This window comes from Streptomyces sp. NPDC030021, assembly GCF_055574035.1.
Genome location: NZ_JBVIAH010000010.1, coordinates 243,760 through 266,275 on the forward strand (window position 1 = coordinate 243,760; position 22,516 = coordinate 266,275).

Below are 22,516 nucleotides of genomic sequence, written 5' to 3' on the forward strand. Positions count from 1 at the left end.
GTTGTGGTTGGGGGGGGGGTGGGGTATTGGGTGTGTGCTCGCGGTGTGGGGGCGGGGGCGGGGGGGGGTGGGGGTGTTTTTTTTTTTTTTTTTTTTTTTTTTTTTTTTTTTTTTTCTCCCCCCCCCCCCCCCCCCCCCCCCCCCCCCCCCCACCCCGAAGCACCGGGCCAGCGCGGCGGCCATGGTCTCGGGGGCGAGGGCGTCGACGGTGAGCAGGTCGTAGCCGGTGGGCACGGTCCGGTCAGCTCCTCGTCAGCTCTGCGGGTGCTGTCCCAGCGCGGTGTCCGTGTCCTTGCCGCCCCATCCTTCGGGGCTTCGCCAGATGACGTGGACTCCGAAGACATCGCGGACGGTGTCCGCGGACCAGTCCTCGGCCGGGGGTTCGGAGAGGACCAGATAGAGGCCGTCGGCCCGCGTGGGCAGGGTGTGGTTGATCTCCAGCAGGCGGGTGGCGCCCGAGCGGAGGTCCGCGTACGCCGAGCGGCCGGCGCCCAACGCCTCGTAGAGGAAGAGTCCTTGCCCGGTGACGCAGCTGACGTCGACGACCGGCGAATCGGTCGGCTGGAGGTCGGCCCAGAGGAGGTCCGACTTCAGGGCGTGGCGGACCGCCTCGTGCTTCTTGCACGTCCGGTCGGCTTGGGCCGACGCCTCCAGCGCGCGCAGGAAGCCTTCCTTGGTGGCCGAAGCCGGCGCAGCCGTGTCTTCCACGTCTTCCGCGAGGATCATCTGCTCTACGTCCTTCTGCTCGGGCTGCGGTGGGGCGGGGGCGGGGGAGGCGGCGGCTTCGGTGGTCTCGTCGTCGGGGGCCGGGTCCGGGTCCGGTACCGGGTCTGGGTCCGGGTCGGCGGTGAAGCGGTCCTGGAGCGCCCGGCGCGCCTCGGCCAGGGTGTCCGTCCAGCCCGAGGCCGTCAGGTGTTCCCGGAGCCGGCCGGTGTCCAGGGTGCCTTCCTTGAGCGCGCGGTTGGCGCTCGCGGCGAGGTCGCGCAGAACGCCCAGCCTGTCCCTGTCGGGAGAGCCGAACAGGTGCAGCACATCGACCCAGTCGGCCTGGTCCCTGCGAAGGACGCGGTTGGCCATCCCCTGCAGCTCGGAGAGCCTGCCGCGGGCGTCGGGGACGTCCCCAACGTTCTCGGTCAGCTCGCGGAGCACGTCCAGCGCCGCGAGGTAGCGGCCCGCCATCCTCGGCGAGACGGACGACCGGCCCCGCTGGTCGGAGGTGAGGACCGTCTGGTTCGTCTCGTTGGCGAACACCCAGCAGTCCAGCTTGTCGCCACGTCGCGGGGGAACGGATCCGTGCCGGACGGTGAGGACCAGGGGACGGTCGAAGCCGGGGGTGAGGGCCTTGACCTTGTAGCGGCCGCCGGGGGCCTGGTCCACGACCTCGACCCGTACGTCGGCCCCGATCCGGGGAAGCCGGGTCGCGGCCGCCGCCTCCGCCTCCACCTGTGCCTCCACCTGTGCCTCCGTCTCCGCCTCGACCGTGGCCTCGGCGGCCGGCGCTCCGGAGCCGGTCCCGGGGCTCGTGAGCACGTCCGGCAGCGGGGAGGTGTGCAGGACGGTCAGGCTCTGGGTGCTGCGGGTCAGGGCCACGTACAGCTGTCGCAGGCCCGCGGGACCGCGGTCGGCGATGGTGGCGGGCTCGATGACCAGGACGTGGTCGTACTCCATGCCCTTGGCCTGGGCGGCGGCCAGGACGGACACGGCGGCGCGGTGCCGGTCGCCGATGTCCCCGCCCCCGTCGATCCGGCGGCTGATCGCGTCGAGCCAGTCCGAGTCGTCGGGGACGATGACGGCCACGGAACGGAGGGTGTTCCCGTCGCTGGTGCCCACGAGGCGCGTCACGTGCGCGACGGTGTCGTCCAGGAGCTTCCACGGCTCGGTCTCCACCGTCCGTACGGCGTCCTCGCCCGCCTCGCGCACGGCCTGCGGGTAGGGCAGGTCCGGTGCGATCTCCCGGGCGAGGGGGGCGACGAACTCCATGATCTCGGCGGGCACGCGATAGCTGGTGTTGAGCTCGGCCACCCGCCAGTCGCCGTGGTCGGAGAGGACCGTGCCGAGCAGGTCCCAGCTCGCCGGGATGTGCGGCCCCGTCGCCTGCGCGAGGTCGCCCAGGACGGTCATGGAGCCACCCACGGCGCAGCGCCGCCGCAGGGCACGGGCCTGCATGGGCGTGAGGTCCTGTGCCTCGTCGGCGACGATGTGCCCGTAGCGGCTCGGGGTCTCCCCGCTGATGAGGACCCGGAGCTCTTCGAGGCACACGTGGTCGTCGAGGGTCCAGGGATCGGCGTCGGCGCTGGCGGCCCGGGGCCTGAGCAGGGCCGCCTGCTCCCCCTCGGCGAGAATCCCGTCGGCGCAGGCGTGCAGGACGTCGGGCGAGTCGTAGAGGGTGCGCAGGGCCTCCCTGGCGCCCGGGGACGGCCAGACGCGTTCGATGAGGCGCTCTACCCGGCGGTTGCGCTCCAGGTCGCGGCGGATCGTACCGGCCTGCCCGCGCCGGGGTGCGATGTCGGAGAGCTCTTGCAGGAGACGGTCGACGAGCAGGCCCCGGAACCGGTCGCGGCGCTCCCGGTAGGGGCTGTCGCCCTCGTGCGCCTGGTCGAGGAGGGCGAGGACCTCGGACCGTGGTACGCGCAGCGTCGTACTGCCGGCGGGGACGACGATCGCGGGCTCGTCGCCTTCGAAGGAGGGCGCGACGACGAGGTCGTCGAGGGCTTCGGGGCGGTAGTCGTTCTCCACGCGGCGGCGCAGGACGGCCGCCATGCGCTCGTCGGACTTCACGCGTCGCGCCTGCGGGGAGTCGGCGCCGAGTATCTCGCCGTCCCACAGGCGGTTCAGCTGGACGGCGTTGACGTCCCGGGTGCCGAGCGTGGGCAGGACCTGGCCGACGTACTCCAGGAACCGCTGGTGGGGGCCGATCACCAGGATGTCCTGGGCCTTGAAGTGGTCGTTGTTGACGAGCCAGGTCACGCGGTGCAGACCGACCGCGGACTTGCCGGTGCCCGGGCCTCCCTGCACGACGAGGATGTCGGACGGAGAACCGGTGACCAGCTCCATCTGGTCGCGGCGGATCGTCTCGACGATGTCGCGCATGCGGCCGCTGCGCGACCGCTGGAGCTCGCGCAGCAGGAAGTCGTCCGGCTGGAGCGTCTTGCGGCGCTGGCGGCGGACGATGTCGCCAGGGGTGGCCGGGGACGACGGCCGGGGCTCCGGCACGGTCGCGGGTACGGGAGCGGGAGCGGTCGCGGGTACGGGGGCGGTCGCGGGTACGGGAGCGCTCTCGGGTTCCGGTGCCCGGGCGGCGGCGGCCGGCGGGGCGATGTCGTCGAAATAGCCCTCCACGATCCGCTGGACGCAGCGCAGTTGGCGCCGCAGCGTCACTTCACCGGGGCTCTCGGGCCGGGCGTCCAGCCACTTCCTGGCCAGGGGGCTGGTCCACTGCAGGACCACCGGCTCGTTCGAGGCGTCCCACACGACCCGCCGTCCGACGTACCAGGGGCGGGGTGCCGTGCCGGGCTGCTCCGGCGCGTCGACCCGGGCGAACACCAAGGCCTCGTCACCGAGTCCGCCGTACGAGGCGGCGCGCGCCTCCGCCTCGATCCGGTTGGCGATCCCGTCCTTGCCGCTCGCGGAGGCCGTGGCCGCCGACGTTCCGCTCATCTCGGCCAGGCGCGCGATGTAGCAGTCGTACGCGTGGTCGACGGCCCGCTGCTCGACGGCGAGGTCCTCGCCCCGAGTGGTGGTGCTCATGTGCGTCCTCCCTGCGGCGCCGCAGAGGCACCGCTACGGGCCTGCGCCCGTACCCCGCTGAAACAACTATCAGAGAGTGGGTGGTGACGGACACTCAGTACATGAGTTCTGGTTCCGAGCCTCAGCGCCAATGCGCGGAGGGGGCGCGCAGCGCGAGGGCGGCGGCGTAGCCCTCGGGGGCCGGCAGGTCGCTGAGGGACCAGTGCGGGCGGACGGAATCGGCGGCCGGGCCCGTCCCCAGGTAGGTCCGGTGGCCGCCGTGCCCCAGTCCCGCTCCGGTGCCCTTGAGATGAGCCTCCTTGCGGGTCCACAGGCGGGCGAACGCCGCAGGGCGGCCGGCCTCGGGGAGCGCGGCGAGTTCGGCGGTCTCGTCGGGGTGGAAGAAGTCCTCGCTCTGCGCCACCACCCGCGGCGCCGGCAGGGCCTCCACGTCCACCCCGACCGGCGTGGACGCGCAGGCCACGAAGACCGCATCGCGGCTGTGCGACAGGGAGAATTGGGCACGGCCGCCCACGAGGGCCGGCCGCCCGTCCGGGCCGCCGCACTCGGGGCAGGCGTCGCGGGTCATCACCAGATCGCGCGGCGCGGTGTCGAGCAGGGCGCCCAGCAGCAGCCTCAGCGCGACGTGCGCGACGAGATAGGAGCCGCGGTCCTGGGGGCGCGCGAACCGGTCGGCCCGCCGGCGCTCGGCCGCGTCGAGCACGTCGGGGGCGAGGCGTTCCGCGAAAGGGGCCTGCGTCCCGGCGTCCACGAACCGCACCAGCGCCTCGCCGCGAGCGGGCAGCCGCTGCGCCCCGACCGGCCGGTCGAGCCGCAGCACGGCGGAGCTGAGGCGGGCGGGTGTGGTCATCCGGCAATCCTATCCAAGGGCCGTACGAGGGGCCCGATGGGCGGCCGGTCGGGGGCGCGGACGCCGAAGGCGCCTCGGACGCGCACGCGCGACGACCCGGGTGTCACCGGGGCGAGCCGCGGCGGCGGGCCAGAACGCAGGCCCCCGGGCCGGCGGCACCCAGTACGGCTGCCACGCCGCCGACGAGCCAGGGCGCCCGCCCCGCGGCCGATCCCGCCGCTCCGTCCTGACAGGAGGTGCGGTCCACGTCATCGATCGGGGCCACCCGGTAGCGGGCCCAGGCCTCGTCGCTGCCCACCCGGCGGACCTCGTACAGCCCTGGCGCGGCAGCGCAGCGGGTCGTCGCCGTCGCCGTCACGGTCGCCTTGGCCCCGCGCATGACGGGCCGGCCGGTGAAGCCGGGCGAGGTCAGGGGCTGGCCGTACCCCCGCACCACGGCCGTGGGCGTCACCTTGGCGCCGGGCCGGAACGTCCGTGCGCCGAGAAGGCACTCGCCGCGGGCGTCATCAGCAGCAGCGCCAGCACGGCGCCGGCCCCACCGGCCCTCAGCTCCGGGCTCACATCCGCGCGTCGAGCCGCTGCGCGCACCGGACGAGCAACCGGATGAGCAGCTCCCGCTCCTCCCCCGTGAACTCCTGCGCGAGCGAACGCTCCACGGCCACGGCCCCCTGGTCCGCCAGCTCCATCACGGCGCGTCCCTCGTCCGTGAGCCGGGTCTCCAGCACGTTGCCGTGCAGCTCGTGCGGGGTCCGCCGGATGAGCCCGCGCTCCTGGAGGTTCTTCAGCACGGTGTTCATGGTCGGCGGCGTCACCCCGCACAGGCGGGCGAGTCCGGCCGCGGAGATGCCGGGCTTCTCGGAGAGCCAGAGCAGTGCGGTGTACTGCGGAACCGTTACTGCGGCCTGCTTCACGGCATCGTTCTTGGCCGCGAGGAGCGCCTGTTCGGCGCGCTTGATGTGGGAGCCGATGCGCTCCTCGACGGGCATGGAGGTCATTGCGGCATCCTACGGGGCCCTTGTGTGCATGAGGGCTCTCACTTGCATTTAACAGAACCCTGTCACTGAACAGGATATTGCCTTCTATAAGATGCATGGTAGCGTTGTCATGAGGCTTGGCTAGGCACATTTACATACGCCTCAGCGGGGGATAACCCGTCTCTGTAAATCAAAGGAGCGGCATGAGCCGGTCGTCCAGAGTGGCCGAATTCGAACAGGAAGTGGCTGCTCGGGTAGGACACGTCATCAAGCGTGCCGAACAGGCTTTGATCGGCGAGAAGAGCAGAGCGCTCCGCGATCTCGGCCTGACAGTTCCGCAGTATGCGGCGCTGATGGCGCTCTCCTATTCGCCGGGCATGTCTGGTGCACAACTGGCGCGCGTCTGCCTCGTAACGCCTCAGAGCATGGCCACGGTGCTGGCCAATCTCGAATCGAAGCGCTTGATCGAGCGACAGACTTCCGACCTTCATCAGAAGGTGCTCGTCACCAAGTTGACGCCGGCCGGACGTGCTCTTGTCAAGAAAGCCGACACCGTCGCCCGCAAGGTGGAAGCAAAGCTTTCCAATGCCTTGTCGGCCGATGAGCAGAAGCAGTTGCGGGACCTTCTGGAACGGTGCATCACCGCTCTGACAGAAGAGGAAACCCCGTAACCTTCCGGCGGAGATCCAGGGGTCCGGCCCCGGCCCGGCAAGGGCCGGGGCCGCGCCGGGAAGGCCGGAGTCCCCATCGCCGACAGGCCGGACCTAGTGCTGTGACCGCACCAGCTCGGGCTCCGAGCGCGGGAAGCCCCGCAGCGCGGCCGCCGGGAAGTCCGCGGGCAGCCCCGCCTCGGGTTGGACCAGCATCTCCCGGTCCAAGGGGTGGATGTACGCGGGCGCGCCGAGCTCCTCGCACAGCGGCGCCACGGACCAGGTGTGGTCCATGTGCCCGTGGGTCAGCAGGACCGCCTCCAGCTGGAGGCCGCGCTGCCCCAGGGCTGAGCGTACCGAGGCGGTCGCGTCCTGCCCCGGGTCCACGACGACGCACGGGCCGTCGGGGCCCGCCGCCAGCACGTAGCAGTTCGTACCGAAGGAGCCGGCCGGAAATCCGAGGACGAGCACGTCACGTCACCGGCCGTCGACGGCTACGACGTACTTGCCGACGGAGGCGCGCGACTCCAGCAGCTCGTGGGCCTTGGCCACGTCCGCCAGCGGCAGCTCGGTGACCTCGATGCGGACCGAGCCGTCGGCCACCGCGCGCAGGGCGCTGCGCAGGTGGTCGCCGAGGACCCCGGGGCGGCTGTTGGCCAGGCCGCCGAGGTTGTAGCCCACCAGGGCGGTGCCGGTGAACCAGACGTGGTTGGCCTGGTAGGAGGTGTCCTGGGCGGCCGCGTCGCCGAAGATGACGTGCCGGCCGAGCGTCGCGAGCAGCCCGTTGGCCGTGCCGCGGATGTCGCCGCCGATGGAGTCGAGGACGACGTCGACCCCGGCGCCGTCGGTCAGCCGCCGGACCTCCTCCTCCAGCCGGTCGTACGTGACGACCGCGTCGTAGCCGAACTCCAGGGCCTGCGCCGCCTTTTCCGGCGAGCTGGTCGCGCCGATGACGCGGGCGGCGCCGGCCGCCCGGGCGAGCTGGGCCGCCGCGGTGCCCACGCCGCCGGCCGCGGCCAGGACGAGCACGGTGTCGCCCCGCTCGACGCGGCCGGCGGCGTGCACGACGCCCCAGGCGGTCGCGCCGTTGCACAGGGCGGCCGCCGCCAGGGCGGACGGCAGCTCGGCGAGCTCATCCTCCAGCGGTACGGTCAGGTCGGCGCGGGCCGAGACGAACTCGGCGTTGCCGCCGCCGTCGAGGGTGAGCGCGGCGACCCGCTGGCCGGGACGCAGGCCGGTCACGCCCTCGCCCACGGAGCGGACGGTGCCGACGGCCTCCAGGCCGGGCACGTGCGGCAGGCCGACGGGGAACTGGCCGCGGCGGAACATCACTTCGGCGAAGTTCACACCCGCGTGGCTGACCTGGATGACCACGCGGCCGGGGGCCGCCTCGGGCTCGGGAGCGTCGTGGACGACGGTCAGGACATTGTGGTCGCCGAATTCGGCGAAACGTGCGGCGCGCATGGCCACCTCCGGTGGGAGAACGATGGTGCGAGGGATGAGGTCGAGGAGATGAACCTTCGACCTCGAATGAATGTCAGAGCTCTGACACGAAGCAGGACGCTATGCGCCAACGACCCCACCGTCAAGGGATTTGATCAACCATGTGAACGACACGCCCTGTTGACCTACTGAGGGCATCGCCACAGGTCACATCGGATGCAACGCATGGTAGAACTCACACTAGTCTCAGACATCTGAGATAACTTCCGATCCGATGTGAATCAGCATCCACCACTGGCAACAAGCCCCTTGGAGGCCCCTGTGCACACCATCAACTTGGGAACCGAAGGGCCTTCCGTGGGTCGGGTGGGACTGGGCTGCATGGGCATGTCCTGGGGCTATGACCAGGAGGGATGGGACGACGCGAGGTCGGTGCGGGTCATCCACCAGGCCATCGACATGGGAGTCCGCTTCTTCGACACCGCCGACCAGTACGGCCCGTTCACGAACGAGCGGCTCGTCGGGAAGGCGCTGCGCGACCGCCGCGGCGAGGTCGTGCTCGCCACCAAGGGCGGTCTGATCGTCGACGGAGCCCGCCGCACCCACCGCAACGGCCGCCCGGAGCACCTGCGCGCCGCGTGCGAGGCGAGCCTGCTGCGGCTCGGGACCGACCATGTGGACCTGTACCAGCTCCACCGCGTCGACCCGGCCGTCCCCGTGGAGGAGAGCTGGGGCGCCATGACCGAACTCGTCGAGGCCGGCCTGACCAAGGCCATCGGCCTCTCCGAGGCCTCCGTCGACGAGATCTCCCGCGCCCACGCGATCCACCCCGTCACCTCGGTCCAGTCCGAGCTCTCCCTGTGGAGCCCGGACGCCACCGGGGGCGTCGTCCCGTACTGCGCGGAACAGGGCATCACCTTCATCGCCTTCGCCCCGCTGGGCCGCGGCTTCCTCTCCGGCCGGATCACCACGGTCGAGGACCTGCCGCGCGTCGACGCCCGCCGCGGGATCCCCCGGTTCCAGCCGGACGCCATCGCCGCCAACCAGGCGATCACCGAGACCACCGGCAGGATCGCGGCCCGCCTGGGGATCACCGTGCCCCAGCTGGCCATCGCCTGGGTGCTGGCCCAGGGCCCCGGGGTGCTGGCGCTGCCCGGCACCAAGACCCCGAAGTACCTTGAGGAGAACGTCGCGGCCGGCGCGGTCACCCTCCCGGCCGAGGTCTTGGCGGAACTGGCCGGCCTGCCTGCGGCGGTCGGCAGCCGCTGACCGGCCGGCGGAGCTGCGGCAGATCAAGGAGCAGGCGCGGGGCGGCCCCAGCCGCGCGGCTGCCGTGCCGAAGCTGTCACAGGTCGGCAACGCCACCGCCCGCAGGGCGGGGGAGGTGTCACGCTGAGGAAGTCGCACGGCGAGGCGGGCTGGGGGCCAAGTGGTCTTAAAACGCGGACGATTCGAGTGGTGGATGCTGCGGGGAACGGCCCGAGTCAACTGGCCGCGCCTTCACCAGCGCATTGCCACGTTGACCGCCACCCTGTCCCAGGACCTGCAGAGCGTCACCTCGACGCCTGCCGTGCCCCCGGCCGTGCGCGCTGTCATCAGAAGGCGCGTCTTCGCGGCGGTGAGCGCCAATCAGGTCGGCGTCATCGTGTATTTCACCGCCACTACGACCCTGGTCGGCCTGATGGTGTTCTTCATCAGTCAGCTCCAACCTGGCGAGTGGCCACTCTGGGGGCCCTATGCCTTCGTAGCCCTGTACACGGCCCCCTTCGCATGGAGGGTCTGGGTCACCTACTTCGCCCGTGGCAACCTGCGCTGCCTGCGGCAGTTCGCCCCGCTGACCTTCGCCATCCGTGCGATACGGAGCTGTGCCGCACTGGTGACCGCCCCGCCGGCTTCACGCATTGCGCATGTGGACGCGGTGTCGAGGACTCTTCGCAGATCAGAACGGTCCCTCCTGCGCGGCCCGAGCCGGTTCGGTTCGGCACCGCGCTCCTCACCCCGCAGAAAGCAACTCAGGCTCCATGCGCGCCTGGTCGTGGCCGCGCTTCGACAGGCAGAGCTCCGCCTGGACACGGATCCGGTCGAAGGCGCGAAGGAACTGGCACGACTGCTTCTCAGCGTGACGGACAACTACGCCTCCGGCCGGCTCGGCGCCCTGCTTCCGGAGGAAGATCTCAAGGACTTGGAGCCGGTGGCGGACCGAGCAGCGCTCCGAGAGACCCTCCACCTGGTGTGCGCCCTGCTGGTGATCGGTGCGGTCGGCTGGGCCGGCACCTGGTACGGGGCGAAGATCGGAGTGGAGTCCCCGTGGTCCCTGATCCCCGCGGCCATCGCGGCAGTGCTCGTCTTCCCCCATCTGCGCAAAACAGGCCCGGACCTGCTCATGTCCTACCTGGGCCCGTAGCAGCCGCACGGCCCACGGCCGAATCACCCCACAAGGCCTGGTGATCGACGAAAACGTCGAGCACCAAGCCCTGCCCACTACCCGCTACTCATCCCTGGGATCGGTGGAGCACGATCCCCCGCACATCCGTCAGCCATTGACGCAGCCGCACACCCTGCGGCGGGAGAATACTGAGCCCCAGCGTAGCCGCCGACTTATTGAGCAGTTGATCCGATTCATTGAGGATCAGGAAATCCTCAATCTCGCCCGCCACCTGCCAGAGGTCACTCTCCTCAGCGCCTGAAACATAGTCGTCCAGAGCCTCTCCGTGCGAGGAGTACTCCAGCGAGAAATCTTGATGGAAGTACGCTGCCATCAGGTGCGAGAGTTCAGGAAATCGCTCTCTCCATTCCCATGCGGTCTGAGGAGGCAACTGAGAGGGTGAAACCGGCTCTGCAAGGAACCGCCGGAGGTGCCCGCCGATAACGGCAAGGCATCCCTCCACCGTCCCCCCGCGGGGAGGGCGGATGTGAGGCAAGAGATCGACGTCATCCGCGATCTCGTCATTGAACAGGCCGGTCTCTAGGAGATCGTCGATTTCCGCTGCCGCCTCGGCTGCACGCGCGGGATCGAGTGCGGCTTGCCTGAGGTAGGCACTGAGCGCAGCTCCGCTGCGGTCCTCCGTGTCATCGAAGACGTAGCCGGTCACTTGATAAGAGCGCAGCAGCCGGCGCAGCTCACGGAAACGATCGTTCGACGGTGTCACCTGTTCATGCCTCACTCTCGAACCGTGGAATGGGACATGAGACTCGGACGTCCTGTGCCCGGTCAAGCGTGAAGCCTCCCGTCCTGGAGGCACGCAGCCATCTTGTTCCAGGTGCCAGTGGCCCAGAGGGGCGCCGTCGTCGCCGGCCGTGCGGCACGCCGGCCAGTCCGAGTGTGGTGAGGAGGAGCCAAGGGATGTTCACGAGTTCGCCTGGCCAGTCACGTCTGACCGCTTCGAAGATCGCTTCCCAACTCCGGTGTGACCGTCTCCCGGTTGCAGAACGGCCGACGCGAGGCCGGCGGCCTCCTCACGTGTGCAGGTCGCGTGCCTGACGGGTGATCCGGCGGACCGCCCAGGCGATCACCACAGCCGACCGGGCGGCGAGCCACAGTACGGCGGAGGCATCCGGACCGGCGGACGGTCCGGCCACGCTGTGCCAGAGCCAGGGGGCGGTCACGAACCCTGCGGCCAGGGCGGGGGCCAGTCGCCACAGCAGGAACGGCAGGGCGGCGTACCAGTCGAGCGAGAGCGCCAGGAGGTCGTACCGGGGCGCGCCCCGGTAGGCTCCGACCAGCGCTGTTGCCACAAGCGCCGGCCCCGCGACGAGCAGCGTCACCGCATAGGCGGTGAGCGTTCCGGTGGGGGTGCCCGGCAGGAGAGCGGCCGACCGGGCGGCGGCCGCCGCCGCCCAGAGCAGCAGGCCGGGTATCACCAGGTGACCGACGGCCAGGGCGGCGGGAGAGACGGGCAGCACCAGCGTCCGCCGCGGCCGGTCGGTGTCCTGATAGGCCGGTTCGGCCAGGGCGACTGCGGCCAGATAGGGGGGCACGACCAGGAACAGGCCCAGCGCAGTGGCCGCCAGCGGCCCGACCGGGCCGTGCGGGGTGTCTCTCATCCAGTGGGTGACCAGCTGGAGCTGGGCGACGCCGGCGGCCAGCACTGCGAGGGCCGCGGCCGAGCGGCCGGGGTGGCGCAGGAAGACGATGGCGTCCCGCCACGGCCCCACCGCCCAGCGCGATCGAGGCAGCGGCAGACGCAGCCGTGGGCGCCGCCGTCCGGCACGTGCGGCCGACTGCATCACCAGCGTCAGTGCGCGCAGGTCCAGCAGGGCCGCACCTTGCGCGGCCTGCCGGCTCGTCCCGCCCCGGCTCAGCAGTTCGGTGGTAGGGATGCTCCCCGCCACTTCGAAGGCCGCCCGCAGTGCGGCGGCCGTACAGACCACGAGCACACCGAGCGCCGTCGCCCAGGTGGTCGCGTCGCTATGGGATGCCGCCACCGTCGCCCACCCCGACCAGCCCCACGGTCCGCAGAACGCGGCCGTCGCCGTCAGCGCGGGCACGGACGGGCCCGCGGTGACGACCGCGCCGCCGGCCACGGCGAGACAGATGCCCAGGGCCCGGGCCCGTGGGGCCAGGGCAGGGCGGGCCTCTGCCAGTGCTCCCACGGCCACGGCCAGACAGGCCAGTGCCACATGCGCGCTGAGGGCCACGGGGAGCACGGTGAGCCTCGGTTGTCCTTCGAGCAGGAGCGCAAGGGCAGCCATGAGGGTGCCGATGAGCAGTCCCGCGAGTGAGGCAGCGGCCACGGCGCGCGTCAAGCGGGGCCGCAGGAGTCGTCCGCGGTCACCAGGCAGCGGTAGCAGCCAGGTGATCTCGGAGGCGGCGAGCAGTACCGGCCCGAGCCTTGTGCACACCGCCAGTTCCCCGGCCCACAGCAGCAGGTTGGCGCCGACTTGCACGGCACGGGCCGTCGCGCCGCCGGACCAGCCGAGGGAGTGTCCTACGACCGGTGCCGTCTGTATCAGGCCGGCGAGCATGACGGCGATCGCGATGGCAGCACACGCCCAGGTCCATACGTCGTCGAAGCGCAGCCTTCCCGAGCCACGCTCGCGCCGGGCCGCCGTCATTCCTGCGATCGCCTCGGCCGTGGCGGCCGCCGGATCGGCGGCGTTGTGCAGACCGCCTGCGCTGCGTGCGGTCACCGCCATGGCCACGCCGCCGACTGGGCGGTCACCTCGGCGGGCGTTCCGAGAGCGGCTGTGCGGCCCCGATCGAGCAGCAGTACCTGGTCGGCGACCGCGTCCACGACCCCGCGGTCGTGGGAGGCCAGCAGGATGGCTGTGCCCCTCTCCTTCGCGGCCCCCAGCGCGGCCGCAAGCCTGCGCCGGGCCCGTACGTCCAGCCGCTGTTCGGGCTCGTCCACGACGATCAGACGTGCAGGTCGTACCAGGACCGAGGCCAGCATGAGCATCTGTCGCTGTCCCGCCGACAAGGTGCCGGGGAAGGCATCGAGCTGCTCCGCCAGCCCTAGTTCCGCCAGGACCTGGGCCGCTGCCGGACCTGCGTCCGCGCCGAGGCCGTGGGCAGTGGCGACCATGCGCACATGTTCGGCGACCGTCAGATCCGGGAAGCAGTCGGCCCCGTCGAGCAGTAGCGCGACGTCGCGGCGGAAGGCCACGTCCACTTCACGCGGCGGGGCGTCGGCGAAGCGCACGTCACCCCGGTCCGGTTGCTGCCGGCCGACACAGACACGCAACAGCGTCGATTTCCCGGATCCGTTGGCGCCCGCCAGGGCCAGGCAACGGCCCGGCCCCAGTGCCAGGTTCACGTCCTCAAGCACGGCCTGGCCGTCGTATCCGACGTGGACGCCGCCGGCCCGCAGGAGATCCGGACTCGGCATGTCCGGTGCCTTCCCCACTCGCGGCCCAGAGCCACCGGGCTGTCTCCGCCAGAATAAATTCATCACGCACGAAGATACCGAGGCGGTTCAGCGTCATATGGTGCCGGGCCGGTTCTCGCCACCTACGCCGACGCGGACGCCGAGACCGCAGAAGGCCTCACCCGGTCCCCCGAGAACTGAGCCGCGGAGCCTCTGCCTGATCCGCTACGCTGTCCCTGGGTTGCCCTCGCGGCAGCCCAGGACCTTTGCAGAGGCCGCCCGGACACTCGCACAGAGTGCTCCACCAGGCTCCGCGCAGGGCCCGCCCCGCCTTCGTAGCTCAGGGGATAGAGCACGGCTCTCCTAAAGCCGGTGTCGCAGGTTCGAATCCTGCCGAGGGCACGGACGAGGCCCCGCGGTCGATATCGATCGCGGGGCCTCTTCGCGTTGTGGTTACATGGCGCATGTGTCGCGTGACGCCGCCTACTGAGACGTGGGCCGGGCGGTGGTTGGGCAGGCACCTGCTGTTGAAGGACCGGGCCCATGGGCATGTACGCCACCGGCTACGGGTGATCTCCCTCGGTTGTTTCGCTGCCGTCGCACGCACGCACACACCGTGAGGAAGTCCACACTCCGTGTCATCGTTCAATCACACCGTCATCGAAGAATTCAGGGCGAACGCCGGCCAGGTCGGCGGGCCCTTCGAAGGTTCCGAGCTGATCCTGCTCACCACCACCGGCGCCAGGTCCGGGAAGCCGCACACCGTTCCGCTCGGGCTCGCCCGCGAGGGCGGCGGCGGGGAGCTGTTCGTCGTCGCGTCCGCCGCCGGGGCCGACCGGCATCCCGCCTGGTACCACAATCTGCTCGCGCGGCCCCTCGTGGAGGTCGAGACCGGGACGGAGACGTACGAGGCCGTCGCCGTCCCCGCCCAAGGGGCGCGGCGGGACGAGCTGTTCGCGCGGATCGTCCGCGCGGAGCCCGGCTACGGGGAGTACCAGGAGCGCACCCGGCGGGTGATCCCCGTCGTCGCGCTCCAGCGCACGCACGAGGTCCCTGCCCAGGAGGGCGGGATCGCCGGGAAGCTGCTCGACGTGCACGGCTGGCTGCGGGCGCAGCTGGACCTCGTACGGAAACTCGCGCGCGAGGAGCCGCGGGGCGCCGGGGCGGCCTCGCTCGGGCTGCAACTGCGCCAGCACTGCCTCGCGTTCTGCCATTCGCTGGAGTTCCACCACCGGAGCGAGGACTCCGGCCTCTTCCCGTACCTGGAGCAACAGCATCCGCACATGCGGGAGTTCTTCCGCCGGATCGGCGCCGAGCACCGCGTCATCGCGCAGCTCCAGGAGGAGTTGGTACGGGCCCTGGACGCGCCCGGTGCCGGGTTCAGCGAGCGGGTGGCGCGGATGAGCCGGGAACTGGAAGCTCATCTCGACGGCGAGGAAACGCAGTTGCTCCCGGTACTGCGGGCCCTGGAAGCGTGACGCGGGCCTCGGCGCCGCCCGCCTCCCGGTTGCGGAAGGCGAGGGTGGCGCCGAGGACCCGGGCCTGGCCGGCCGCGATGGTCAGGCCCAGCCCGTGGCCCTTGTTCGTGCCCTCCGTACGGAACCGCTGCGGGCCGCTGGTCAGCAGGTACTCCGGATAGCCGGGGCCCGAGTCCGTCACGGTCAGGGTCCGGCCGTCGACCGTGAGCGTGACCGGGGCCGCGCCGTGGCGGTGCGCGTTGGCCACGAGGTTGCCCAGGATCCGCTCCAGGCGCCGCCGGTCCGTCTCCACCCGCAGGGGTCCGCGCGGGCCGCGCACCTCCAGGGCCGTGTCGGTGCCCGAGGCGCGGATCGTGCGCGCCGCCAGGTCGGCGAGGTCGTGCGAGTCCAGTTCCAGGCGTTCGCTGCGCGTCTCCAGCCGTGAGATCTCCAGGAGGTCCTCGGTCAGCGAGCGCATGGCCCGCACCCGGTCCCGTACGAGCTCGGCAGGGCGGCCCGGCGGCAGGAGCTCGGCGGCCGCGTTCAGGCCGGTCAGCGGGGTGCGGAGCTCGTGGGCGACGTCCGCCGTGAACCGCTGTTCCGCTTCGAGCTTGCACTGCAGCGACGAGGCCATGGTGTCCAGGGCCCGGGAGACCGCCGCCACCTCGTCCTTGCTGCGCGTGCTGTCGTCGACGCGCGCGTCGAGGTCGCCGGCGCTGATCCGGCGGGCCACCTGCGCGGTCAGGTGCAGCCGCCGGGTGATCCGGGTGACGACGAACGCGCCGATGAGGAGGGTGCCTGCGATGGCGAGCCCCGAGGAGCCGAGGATGGCCCGGTCCAGTTCGGCGATGGTCCGCTCGCTCCCGCGGAAGTCCACGGAGACGGCTATCGCGCTGCCGTGGGCGGCGGGCCCGGCCGCCCACATCACGGGCCGGCCCCGGTAGGTGCCGACGGCCGTGCCGCGCCTGCCGCCGACGGCCAGGGCGCGCAGTTCCGGGGGCAGGCCCGACGGGTCGATGCCCTCGCCGCGCGGCATGCGCGCGCCGGTCTCGTAGGCCTCGACGGTCCGTTCCAGCCGGGTCAGCGCCTTCTCGCGGGCCGTGCCCACGGTCTGCCGGGTCATGGCGCCGTGCACGAGGCAGCCCAGCAGTGCCGCGAGTCCGCAGCACATGAGGGTGATGAAGACCGTGGCCTTCCAGGTCAGGGTCGAGGTCCAGGCAGGCAGCCGCGGGCGCGGCCGCAGCCGCTCGTCGCGCTGCGTGTCGTTCATGGTCACGTCACGGTAATGCGCGAGCCCCGGCGGGTGAGCGGCGGGATCCGGCCGGATCGCACCGGCTCAGGCCGGATCGCGTCGACTCGGCCCGGATCGCGGCCCACAGCGGCGTCAAGGCGCACGAAGCCCTCCCGGCCCAGGCCGGAAGGGCTGTGCCATCACGGTCAGCTCAGGCCACTGCTGCGTTCGCCGATACGGTCGCCCTGCGGAGTGCCGGCCCTCTTGAGCGCGGCCTTCGTGTGCGGTCCGCCCTTGACCTTGCTCCGTACGGGACCACTGAAGCCGTGTCCCGGAACGCGCGGCGGTTGTGCCTGCTCCTGCGCCTTCGCGATGGCCGCCCGGACATCCCGCTTCTGCTCTTTGTTCATCCCGTCGTCAACTCCTTCGGGAAGCACCCAATCGGACTACTGGGATCGTATGCACATATACGGACCAACGCACCCGGACCGATGTGTAAAGAATTCCGATCAAGAGCCTCGATCAAGGACGCGGCGGAGCCGGACGCTTCGGCTGGCCCAGCGTCTGGTGCACCAGGTCCTCCGGGCAGGGCGTACCCCGCGGCAGCTGGTACTTCGCCGCCACCCGGTACTCCCCCGGCGCCGGCGCCAGCAGCTCCGTCCACACGTCCCCGGTCTCGTCCGGAGCGGCCTTGAAGAGACATCCCGCCGTGTTCGCGTACTGCTTCCGCAGCGCGCCGCCCTCCCCGCTCCCGCCCCGCGCCTTCGAGGCGAAGGTCTCCTGCGGCGGCGGTACGGGCCTGCCCGCCGCGTCCACCAGCCCCAGCCACGGCGAGTGCGGGATCCGCACCAGCACCCGTCCGGGCTGCTTCACGTCGACGACCAGCTGGTCGGCGCTCGCCCGCACCACGGTCGCCGGTCCGGCCACCAGGTCGGTGGGCTCGTGGACCTTGAAGAGCTGCCAGTTCGCGTCGCCCCACACCTGCTGGAGGTACGGGAGCCCCCCGCGCACCAGCTTCGCCTCGTCCTCGCCGCCCGAGTCGGGTTTGTCGGCGGGCAGCACCACGTAGTGCACGGCCCAGCGCTCCAGCCAGGCCCGGTAGCTGTCGGCCGTGAGGGTGTCGTCGTAGAAGATCGGGTTGCGCTCCAGGTCGGCCTGCCGGTTCCAGCCGCGCGCGAGGTTCACGTACGAGGGGAAGGCGGAGGACTCGCGGTGGCTGCTGGCCGGGACCACCTCGACCCGGCCGCGGTCGGCGCCCGCCTTCTGCAGCTGGTCGACGAGCGGGGCCAGCTCCCGGCTCCAGGCGGCCAGCGGGGTGGTGCGGACGATGTCGGTGACGCTGTTGGTGGTGATCCAGGCGTTGAGCCCGACGAAGGCCAGCAGTACCGCGTACCAGCGCCGCGAGCGCCGAAGCTCGTACGGGAGGGCCGCGAGCAGCGCGGCCCCGCCGAACAGCATCACCAGGCGGGTGACGTTCGAGCCGACCTGGGAGTCGATCGCCCAGGTGAGGAAGACGCCGAGGGCGTAGACGGCCGAGGCGATCCGGACGGTCTTCCACCGCCTCGGTACGAGGAACAGGATCAGCAGACCGAACACGAACGGCAGCCCCGCCGAGCCGATCTTCATCGGCTGCGTTCCGGAGAACGGGAACAGCCACGCCGACAGCCCCACCACGGCCACCGGGGCCAGCCCCAGCGCGTACGCGCCCGGGCGCCGCCCGCTCAGGAACAGCGCGGCCGCGATCACCCCGAGGAAGAGCCCGGCGACGGGGCTGGCGGCGGTCGCGAGACCGGCCAGCGGAGCCGCGACCGCAGCCTTGGCCCAGCGCCGCTCCGCCCACTTGCGGGGCCAGCAGAACACGGCGGCGACGGCGCCGAGCGCGAACATCACGCCGAGGCCGAAGGTGACACGGCCCGAGAGGGCGTTGCAGAGCAGCCCGTAGACCCCGGCCAGGGCGGGCCACAGGGGCTCGCGCACGGCCCCGCGGCAGCGGGTCAGGATCAGCGCGAGCAGCCCCGCCGAGACGGTGCCGGCGATCATCATCGTGGTCCGGACGCCGAGCATGTGCATGAGGTACGGCGAGACCACGCTGTACGAGACGGGATGCATGCCGCCGTACCAGGCGAGGTTGTACGCCGAGTCGGGATGGCGGCCGACGAACTCGGCCCAGGCGTCCTGCGCGGCCAGGTCGCCGCCGCTGTTGGCAAAGCTGAAGAACCACACGACGTGCAGCAGCCCGGCGAGGACGGTGGCGACGACCACCGGGTGGCGCCGGGCCCCGTCGAGAACCGCACCGAGCGGGCCGCGGGGCGGCCGTATGCCTCCGGGCGCGGAAGGTCCCGCGGAGGCGGCGGATGCAGCGGACCCGGCGGGCGCGGCGGACCCTGCGACCACGGCGGTCGTGGCGGACCCGGCAGCGGTCGTGGCGGGCGCGGACACGCCGGAAGCACCGCCGTCGGCCGACGGGATGGCCTCCTGGCGCCGACCCTGCTGCTCAGCGGTGGTCACTGCCGCACTCCCCAACCCATGAGTACACGAACTTCCCGGGGGCCAAGACGCGGCCCGGCGCCCCGGGGTTGCCCGGGGCGCCGGATCCACGCTCTCACCGGATGTCAGCCGACGCGCGTCAGCTTGCTGCCGATCCCGGGCGCGGCCAGGTCGTCCTTCAGCGCCACCGGCACCTTGACCTGGCTGGCACCCTCGCCGACGGTCAGCACACCGACCTCGGTCCCGGCCTTCGCCGTCTGCGGCAGCTTGCCCCCGCCGTCCGCGAGCTTGATGTCCACGGCCAGCGAGGCCCAGCCGACCGCCTGCACGTCGGCGGTGGCCACGACCGGCGTCCGGCCGCCAAGACCGTCGTCGACGTAGCCCACGACCTCGCCCTTCTTCACGACGGTCGCGCCGTCGAGGGCCTTCTGCGTGGCGACCATCAGCTGCTTGCTCGCGGCGAGCACGGTGTCGATGATCGACGGCTTGTGCTGGCCGAGGACGGCTCCGACGATCAGCTGGTTGGTGTTGCCGACCTTCTTCTGCGCGGCGAAGAGGAGGTTTCCGCCCGCCTTGGTCGTCGTACCGGTCTTGATGCCGAGCGCGCCGGAGGGTCCGGTCAGTCCGTTCCAGTTCCGCCAGCTCTTGCCGTACGGGTCGACCCAGTTGGGCTTCTTGGTGATGTCGAGCAGCGTCTCGATCTCGACGAGCTTCAGACCCAGCTTGACCTGGTCCTCGGCGGTGCTGACCGTGGTCGCGTCCAGGCCCGAGGGGTCCGTGTACGTCGTGTTGGTCATGCCGAGTTCCTTGGCGGTGTCGTTCATCTTCTTGACGAACGCCTCCTGGGAACCGGAGTCCCAGCGCGCGAGCAGCCGCGCGATGTTGTTGGCCGACGGGATCATGAGGGCGGCGATCGCGTCGTACTCCGAGATCTTGTCGCCCTCCGTGACCGTGTCGAGGGTGGACTCGTTGTCGGTCGAGTTGTTCTTCTTGCCCTCGGTCTCGGCCGTCTTGTCGACGTCGATCATCTCGCCCTGCTCACCCTTCTTGATGGGGTGGTCGCGCAGGATGATGTACGCCGTCATCGACTTGGTGACGCTCGCGATCGGCACCGGCTTCTGCTCGCCGGACTGACCGAGCGTGCCGAGACCGGCGGCCGCCATGTACGCCTGCCCCTCGGTGGGCCACGGCAGCTGGGGCTTGGCGCCCTCGAAGGTGTACGAGGACTTCCCGGTCATGACGAGCTTCGGCTCGGGCAGCGGGCGCACCAGCTGCACGACGGCCAGGATGACCAACAGGAGCGCGGCGAGCGGCGCGTAGATCTTGACCCGCCGGATGGCGGTACGCATCGGGCTGGGCGGCGGGGGCGGGTTGTTCGTGAGGTCCGCCAGCATGTCGAGCGGCGGCTTGGGCGGCAGCGGCTGCTGCGTGGTCCGCTCGGAGTGGTCGAACCGCGCGGCGGCGGGCGGAACCGGAACCTTCGGCCGCTGCCCGGCCGCAGGCGTCGGCGCGGTCGCGGGAGCGACGCCCTCCGGACGCAGCGGCACGAAGGTGCTGCCCTTGGGCGACTCGGCCGCGGGCTTGGTCTCGGCGGGCTTGGCGGGGGCCGGCTTGGCCTCGGCGGGCTTGGCCGGGGCCGGCTTGGCCTCGGCGGGCTTGGCCGGGGCCGGCTTGGCCTCGGCGGGCTTGGCGGCGAGCCTGGCCTCGGCCGGCTTGGCCAGGGTCGGCCTGGCGGGGGCGGGCTTGGCCGGGGCCGGCTTCGGGGCCTCCGCCTCGGCCGCGTCCACCTTCGGGACACGGAAGACGGCGGTGCGCTCGCTGTCCACGGACTTCTCGGCCGCCGCGGCCGGCTTCGCCTCGGCGGCGGGAGCCGAAGCGGAAGCGGGCTTCACGGCGCGGAACACCGCGGTGCGCTCGCTGTCCGCGGGCTCCTCGGCCTTCGGCTTCTCGGCCGCAGGCTTCGGCCGCTCCCCGGCGGGAGCCGAAGCGGAATCGGTCTTGAAGGCGCGGAACACGGCGGTGCGCTCGCTGTCCGCGGGCTCCTCGACCTTCGGCTTCTCCGCCGCGGGCTTCGCCTCGGCGGGCTTGAAGGCCCGGAAGACAGCGGTGCGCTCGCTGTCGGCAGGCTCCTCCGCCTTCGGCTTCTCGGCCGCGGGCTTCGCCTCGGCGACCGGATCGGGGGCAGCGGAGGTATCGGAAACAGAATCGGAGTCGGAGCTGGAATCGGGGTCCGGCGCCTCGGTACGGGCATCCGGCGTGCCGGCCCCGTCGGCGTCGGACTCGTCCGTGCTCGCCTTGCCGTCCACCGAAGCGGAATCTTCAGCTTCGCCCGCAGCGGCCTCGCCGTCGGCATCGTCGGCGCCATCGGCGTCATCGGCGTCATCGGCGTCATCGGCGGAGGCGACCCATGCCGCCACCGCGTCCCGCAGCGGGTCCCGCGCGCCGGCTCCGGCCTCGGACTCGGCTCCGGACTCGCCCCCGGCATCGCCTTCGGCTTCGGCTTCGGCTTCGGGTTCGGCTTCGGCTTCGGGTACGACATCGGCATCGGCATCGGCCTGGACATCGACGTCGACACCGGCACCGGCACCGGCACCGGCAGCAGCCGCGGCCCCGCCGCTCTCAGGATCCCGCGGCCGGAACACCGACAGCCTCGGATCACGTTCCGCGGACGACTCCGCCGCCCCCGGCGCTCCTTCATCTACCGACTTGTCGGGGGACTCGCCCGCCACCGTTCCTCCTCCATCGCCGCCACGTCCGGCTGTCCGAATGTCTAACAGTGTCCCGTCTCGGGAGCATCGCCCCCGTGCTAGACGAGAACGACATAGCTGCGGGTTCCCCCACAAAGCGGCCACGCGCTCTCGACAGATGAATGTGAGAGGCGTCACCCTGTCACTCATCCACGCGGGGAGGCATGGATGGGCAGGAGCCGCAGAACAATTCCGGAGGAGCTTCTGCTGCTCGCCTTGGACCCGGCCACGGGTACCACGGCGCAGCCGCAGTCGCTCGACCTCGGCCTGGCCGGGGCACAGCTAGTGGAGCTGGCTCTGGCAGGACGGATAGCCCCTGATGGGGATCGTATCGCCGTGGTGATGCCACGGCCGACAGGAGATCCGACTCTGGACTCCGCACTGGAACTGCTGCGCAGGCGCGGCAGCCCGGTACGGGCCGTCCACTGGATCGGCGGACCCCGACTGGGGCTCCGTCAGATTTACCTCGCTCATCTGGAGCGCTGCGGCATGGTGCATGCCGTCGCGGGACAGATGTGCGGAGTGCTTCCGACGACTCGCTACCAGGCGACGGACACGGAGATCAGCCGGGAGATCCGAGCCCGGCTCGACAGTGCGATCCGCACCGGCGTACCGCCGGACCCGCGGACCGCGGCGCTCGCCGCACTGGCCCACGCGGTCGGACTCGGCAAGCACCTGTACCCCGGCAACGAGGGGCGGTCGTCCAGGTCCCGACTGCGGGACCTGATCCGGCACGACCCGATGGGCGGACTCGTGGCGCATGCCGTGATGGACGTCCAGAACGGCGTGGCCGCACAGCCACGCCGTGACCGCGCACCCGCACCGCCGGCCCGGGCCACGGCGAGCAGCGTTCCGCTGCAGCCGCGCCGGACGGGCGCGATGGCCCGCGCGGTCGCGCACTGATCCACCCCGTTCCACCCCCGTTCGACCCGATCACCCGTTCCACCCGCTCGATCGCACCACCATCGCAACGCCACCGCCCCGACCGACGTCCACGAGGACCCGGTCGGTTCGGGAGCCGCCAGCGCGGGGGGGGGGGGGGGGGGGGGGGGGGGGGGGGGGGGGGGGGGGGGGGGGGGGGGGTGGATTAGAGTGCTTATGGCTCTGCTCTCTGTCCGAGTAC

General features: G+C 71.6%; 18 protein-coding genes and 1 tRNA gene. 6 read left to right on the forward strand and 13 right to left on the reverse strand.

The window, feature by feature from the left end; translation table 11 throughout:
• Nucleotides 1-252 precede the first annotated feature (252 nt).
• The 4 genes from ACZ4YL_RS21705 to ACZ4YL_RS21720 form a co-directional block, all read right to left on the reverse strand.
• Nucleotides 253-3,747, reverse strand: coding sequence for a HelD family protein (locus ACZ4YL_RS21705; RefSeq protein ID WP_468118504.1), 3,495 nt, complete (start codon nucleotides 3,745-3,747; stop codon nucleotides 253-255).
• Nucleotides 3,748-3,868: 121 nt separating this feature from the next.
• Nucleotides 3,869-4,597: a 4'-phosphopantetheinyl transferase family protein gene (locus ACZ4YL_RS21710; protein ID WP_468118506.1), complete on the reverse strand. Its 729-nt coding sequence runs from the start codon at nucleotides 4,595-4,597 to the stop codon at nucleotides 3,869-3,871.
• Between the two features lie 103 nt (nucleotides 4,598-4,700).
• Nucleotides 4,701-5,048 (reverse strand): hypothetical protein, encoded by a 348-nt coding sequence (locus tag ACZ4YL_RS21715; protein ID WP_468118508.1) that lies wholly within the window; start codon nucleotides 5,046-5,048, stop codon nucleotides 4,701-4,703.
• A 106-nt stretch (nucleotides 5,049-5,154) separates the two neighbouring features.
• Nucleotides 5,155-5,592 carry a MarR family winged helix-turn-helix transcriptional regulator gene (locus ACZ4YL_RS21720; protein WP_468118510.1) on the reverse strand — a complete coding sequence of 146 codons (438 nt, stop codon included), beginning with the start codon at nucleotides 5,590-5,592 and terminating at the stop codon, nucleotides 5,155-5,157.
• 182 nt (nucleotides 5,593-5,774) lie between these two features.
• Here ACZ4YL_RS21720 and ACZ4YL_RS21725 point away from each other — a divergent pair, with 182 nt between their 5' ends.
• Nucleotides 5,775-6,242 (forward strand): MarR family winged helix-turn-helix transcriptional regulator, encoded by a 468-nt coding sequence (locus ACZ4YL_RS21725; protein ID WP_382544816.1) that lies wholly within the window; start codon nucleotides 5,775-5,777, stop codon nucleotides 6,240-6,242.
• 93 nt (nucleotides 6,243-6,335) lie between these two features.
• Here ACZ4YL_RS21725 and ACZ4YL_RS21730 read toward each other — a convergent pair whose 3' ends face one another.
• Both ACZ4YL_RS21730 and ACZ4YL_RS21735 read right to left on the reverse strand, forming a co-directional pair.
• Entirely contained in the window at nucleotides 6,336-6,692 is a 357-nt protein-coding gene (locus ACZ4YL_RS21730) for an MBL fold metallo-hydrolase (protein WP_468118512.1), read from the reverse strand.
• A 6-nt stretch (nucleotides 6,693-6,698) separates the two neighbouring features.
• A complete protein-coding gene (locus tag ACZ4YL_RS21735; protein ID WP_468118514.1) occupies nucleotides 6,699-7,685 on the reverse strand; it encodes a quinone oxidoreductase family protein in 987 nt (328 codons plus the stop codon).
• Between the two features lie 345 nt (nucleotides 7,686-8,030).
• On the opposite strand from ACZ4YL_RS21735, the gene ACZ4YL_RS21740 reads away from it, so the two are divergent.
• A complete protein-coding gene (locus tag ACZ4YL_RS21740) occupies nucleotides 8,031-8,933 on the forward strand; it encodes an aldo/keto reductase (RefSeq protein WP_468118595.1) in 903 nt (300 codons plus the stop codon).
• A 250-nt stretch (nucleotides 8,934-9,183) separates the two neighbouring features.
• Entirely contained in the window at nucleotides 9,184-10,068 is an 885-nt protein-coding gene (locus ACZ4YL_RS21745; RefSeq protein WP_468118516.1) for a hypothetical protein, read from the forward strand.
• Between the two features lie 88 nt (nucleotides 10,069-10,156).
• Here ACZ4YL_RS21745 and ACZ4YL_RS21750 read toward each other — a convergent pair whose 3' ends face one another.
• The 3 genes from ACZ4YL_RS21750 to ACZ4YL_RS21760 all read right to left on the reverse strand — a co-directional run bounded on the left by ACZ4YL_RS21750 (nucleotide 10,157) and on the right by ACZ4YL_RS21760 (nucleotide 13,492).
• Nucleotides 10,157-10,828 carry a contact-dependent growth inhibition system immunity protein gene (locus ACZ4YL_RS21750; protein WP_468118518.1) on the reverse strand — a complete coding sequence of 224 codons (672 nt, stop codon included), beginning with the start codon at nucleotides 10,826-10,828 and terminating at the stop codon, nucleotides 10,157-10,159.
• Between the two features lie 292 nt (nucleotides 10,829-11,120).
• A complete protein-coding gene (locus ACZ4YL_RS21755) occupies nucleotides 11,121-12,800 on the reverse strand; it encodes a DUF6297 family protein (protein ID WP_468118520.1) in 1,680 nt (559 codons plus the stop codon).
• On the reverse strand, nucleotides 12,791-13,492 hold the full coding sequence (locus ACZ4YL_RS21760) for an ATP-binding cassette domain-containing protein (protein WP_468118522.1): 702 nt from the start codon (nucleotides 13,490-13,492) through the stop codon (nucleotides 12,791-12,793). The genes ACZ4YL_RS21755 and ACZ4YL_RS21760 overlap by 10 nt, the downstream gene beginning before the upstream one ends.
• A gap of 308 nt (nucleotides 13,493-13,800) precedes the next feature.
• Between ACZ4YL_RS21760 and ACZ4YL_RS21765 the strand changes: the two genes are divergently transcribed.
• Both ACZ4YL_RS21765 and ACZ4YL_RS21770 read left to right on the forward strand, forming a co-directional pair.
• A tRNA-Arg gene (locus ACZ4YL_RS21765) sits at nucleotides 13,801-13,873 on the forward strand.
• Between the two features lie 233 nt (nucleotides 13,874-14,106).
• Nucleotides 14,107-14,949 carry a nitroreductase/quinone reductase family protein gene (locus ACZ4YL_RS21770; RefSeq protein WP_468118524.1) on the forward strand — a complete coding sequence of 281 codons (843 nt, stop codon included), beginning with the start codon at nucleotides 14,107-14,109 and terminating at the stop codon, nucleotides 14,947-14,949.
• Here the strand turns inward: ACZ4YL_RS21770 and ACZ4YL_RS21775 are convergent.
• The 4 genes from ACZ4YL_RS21775 to ACZ4YL_RS21790 all read right to left on the reverse strand — a co-directional run bounded on the left by ACZ4YL_RS21775 (nucleotide 14,852) and on the right by ACZ4YL_RS21790 (nucleotide 21,375).
• A complete protein-coding gene (locus tag ACZ4YL_RS21775; protein ID WP_468118526.1) occupies nucleotides 14,852-16,198 on the reverse strand; it encodes an ATP-binding protein in 1,347 nt (448 codons plus the stop codon). The two genes, ACZ4YL_RS21770 and ACZ4YL_RS21775, sit on opposite strands and share 98 nt — an antisense overlap.
• A 167-nt stretch (nucleotides 16,199-16,365) precedes the next feature.
• Nucleotides 16,366-16,569, reverse strand: a complete 204-nt coding sequence (locus ACZ4YL_RS21780) for a hypothetical protein (protein WP_468118527.1) — start codon at nucleotides 16,567-16,569, stop codon at nucleotides 16,366-16,368.
• Between the two features lie 112 nt (nucleotides 16,570-16,681).
• Entirely contained in the window at nucleotides 16,682-18,667 is a 1,986-nt protein-coding gene (locus ACZ4YL_RS21785; RefSeq protein ID WP_468118529.1) for an MFS transporter, read from the reverse strand.
• Nucleotides 18,668-18,771: 104 nt separating this feature from the next.
• Nucleotides 18,772-21,375 carry a D-alanyl-D-alanine carboxypeptidase family protein gene (locus ACZ4YL_RS21790; protein ID WP_468118530.1) on the reverse strand — a complete coding sequence of 868 codons (2,604 nt, stop codon included), beginning with the start codon at nucleotides 21,373-21,375 and terminating at the stop codon, nucleotides 18,772-18,774.
• Between the two features lie 186 nt (nucleotides 21,376-21,561).
• Between ACZ4YL_RS21790 and ACZ4YL_RS21795 the strand changes: the two genes are divergently transcribed.
• Nucleotides 21,562-22,296, forward strand: a complete 735-nt coding sequence (locus ACZ4YL_RS21795) for a GOLPH3/VPS74 family protein (RefSeq protein WP_468118532.1) — start codon at nucleotides 21,562-21,564, stop codon at nucleotides 22,294-22,296.
• The last annotated feature ends 220 nt before the right edge of the window (nucleotides 22,297-22,516 follow it).

Bases quoted from the DNA above. Each gene is read 5' to 3' on its own strand.
- ACZ4YL_RS21710 (WP_468118506.1), bottom strand. From the start codon at position 4,597: ATGACCACACCCGCCCGCCTCAGCTCCGCCGTGCTGCGGCTCGACCGG.
- ACZ4YL_RS21755 (WP_468118520.1), bottom strand. From the start codon at position 12,800: ATGGCGGTGACCGCACGCAGCGCAGGCGGTCTGCACAACGCCGCCGAT.
- ACZ4YL_RS21720 (WP_468118510.1), bottom strand. From the start codon at position 5,592: ATGACCTCCATGCCCGTCGAGGAGCGCATCGGCTCCCACATCAAGCGC.
- ACZ4YL_RS21780 (WP_468118527.1), bottom strand. From the start codon at position 16,569: ATGAACAAAGAGCAGAAGCGGGATGTCCGGGCGGCCATCGCGAAGGCG.
- ACZ4YL_RS21795 (WP_468118532.1), top strand. From the start codon at position 21,562: ATGGGCAGGAGCCGCAGAACAATTCCGGAGGAGCTTCTGCTGCTCGCC.
- ACZ4YL_RS21725 (WP_382544816.1), top strand. From the start codon at position 5,775: ATGAGCCGGTCGTCCAGAGTGGCCGAATTCGAACAGGAAGTGGCTGCT.
- ACZ4YL_RS21705 (WP_468118504.1), bottom strand. From the start codon at position 3,747: ATGAGCACCACCACTCGGGGCGAGGACCTCGCCGTCGAGCAGCGGGCC.
- ACZ4YL_RS21735 (WP_468118514.1), bottom strand. From the start codon at position 7,685: ATGCGCGCCGCACGTTTCGCCGAATTCGGCGACCACAATGTCCTGACC.
- ACZ4YL_RS21775 (WP_468118526.1), bottom strand. From the start codon at position 16,198: ATGAACGACACGCAGCGCGACGAGCGGCTGCGGCCGCGCCCGCGGCTG.
- ACZ4YL_RS21760 (WP_468118522.1), bottom strand. From the start codon at position 13,492: ATGCCGAGTCCGGATCTCCTGCGGGCCGGCGGCGTCCACGTCGGATAC.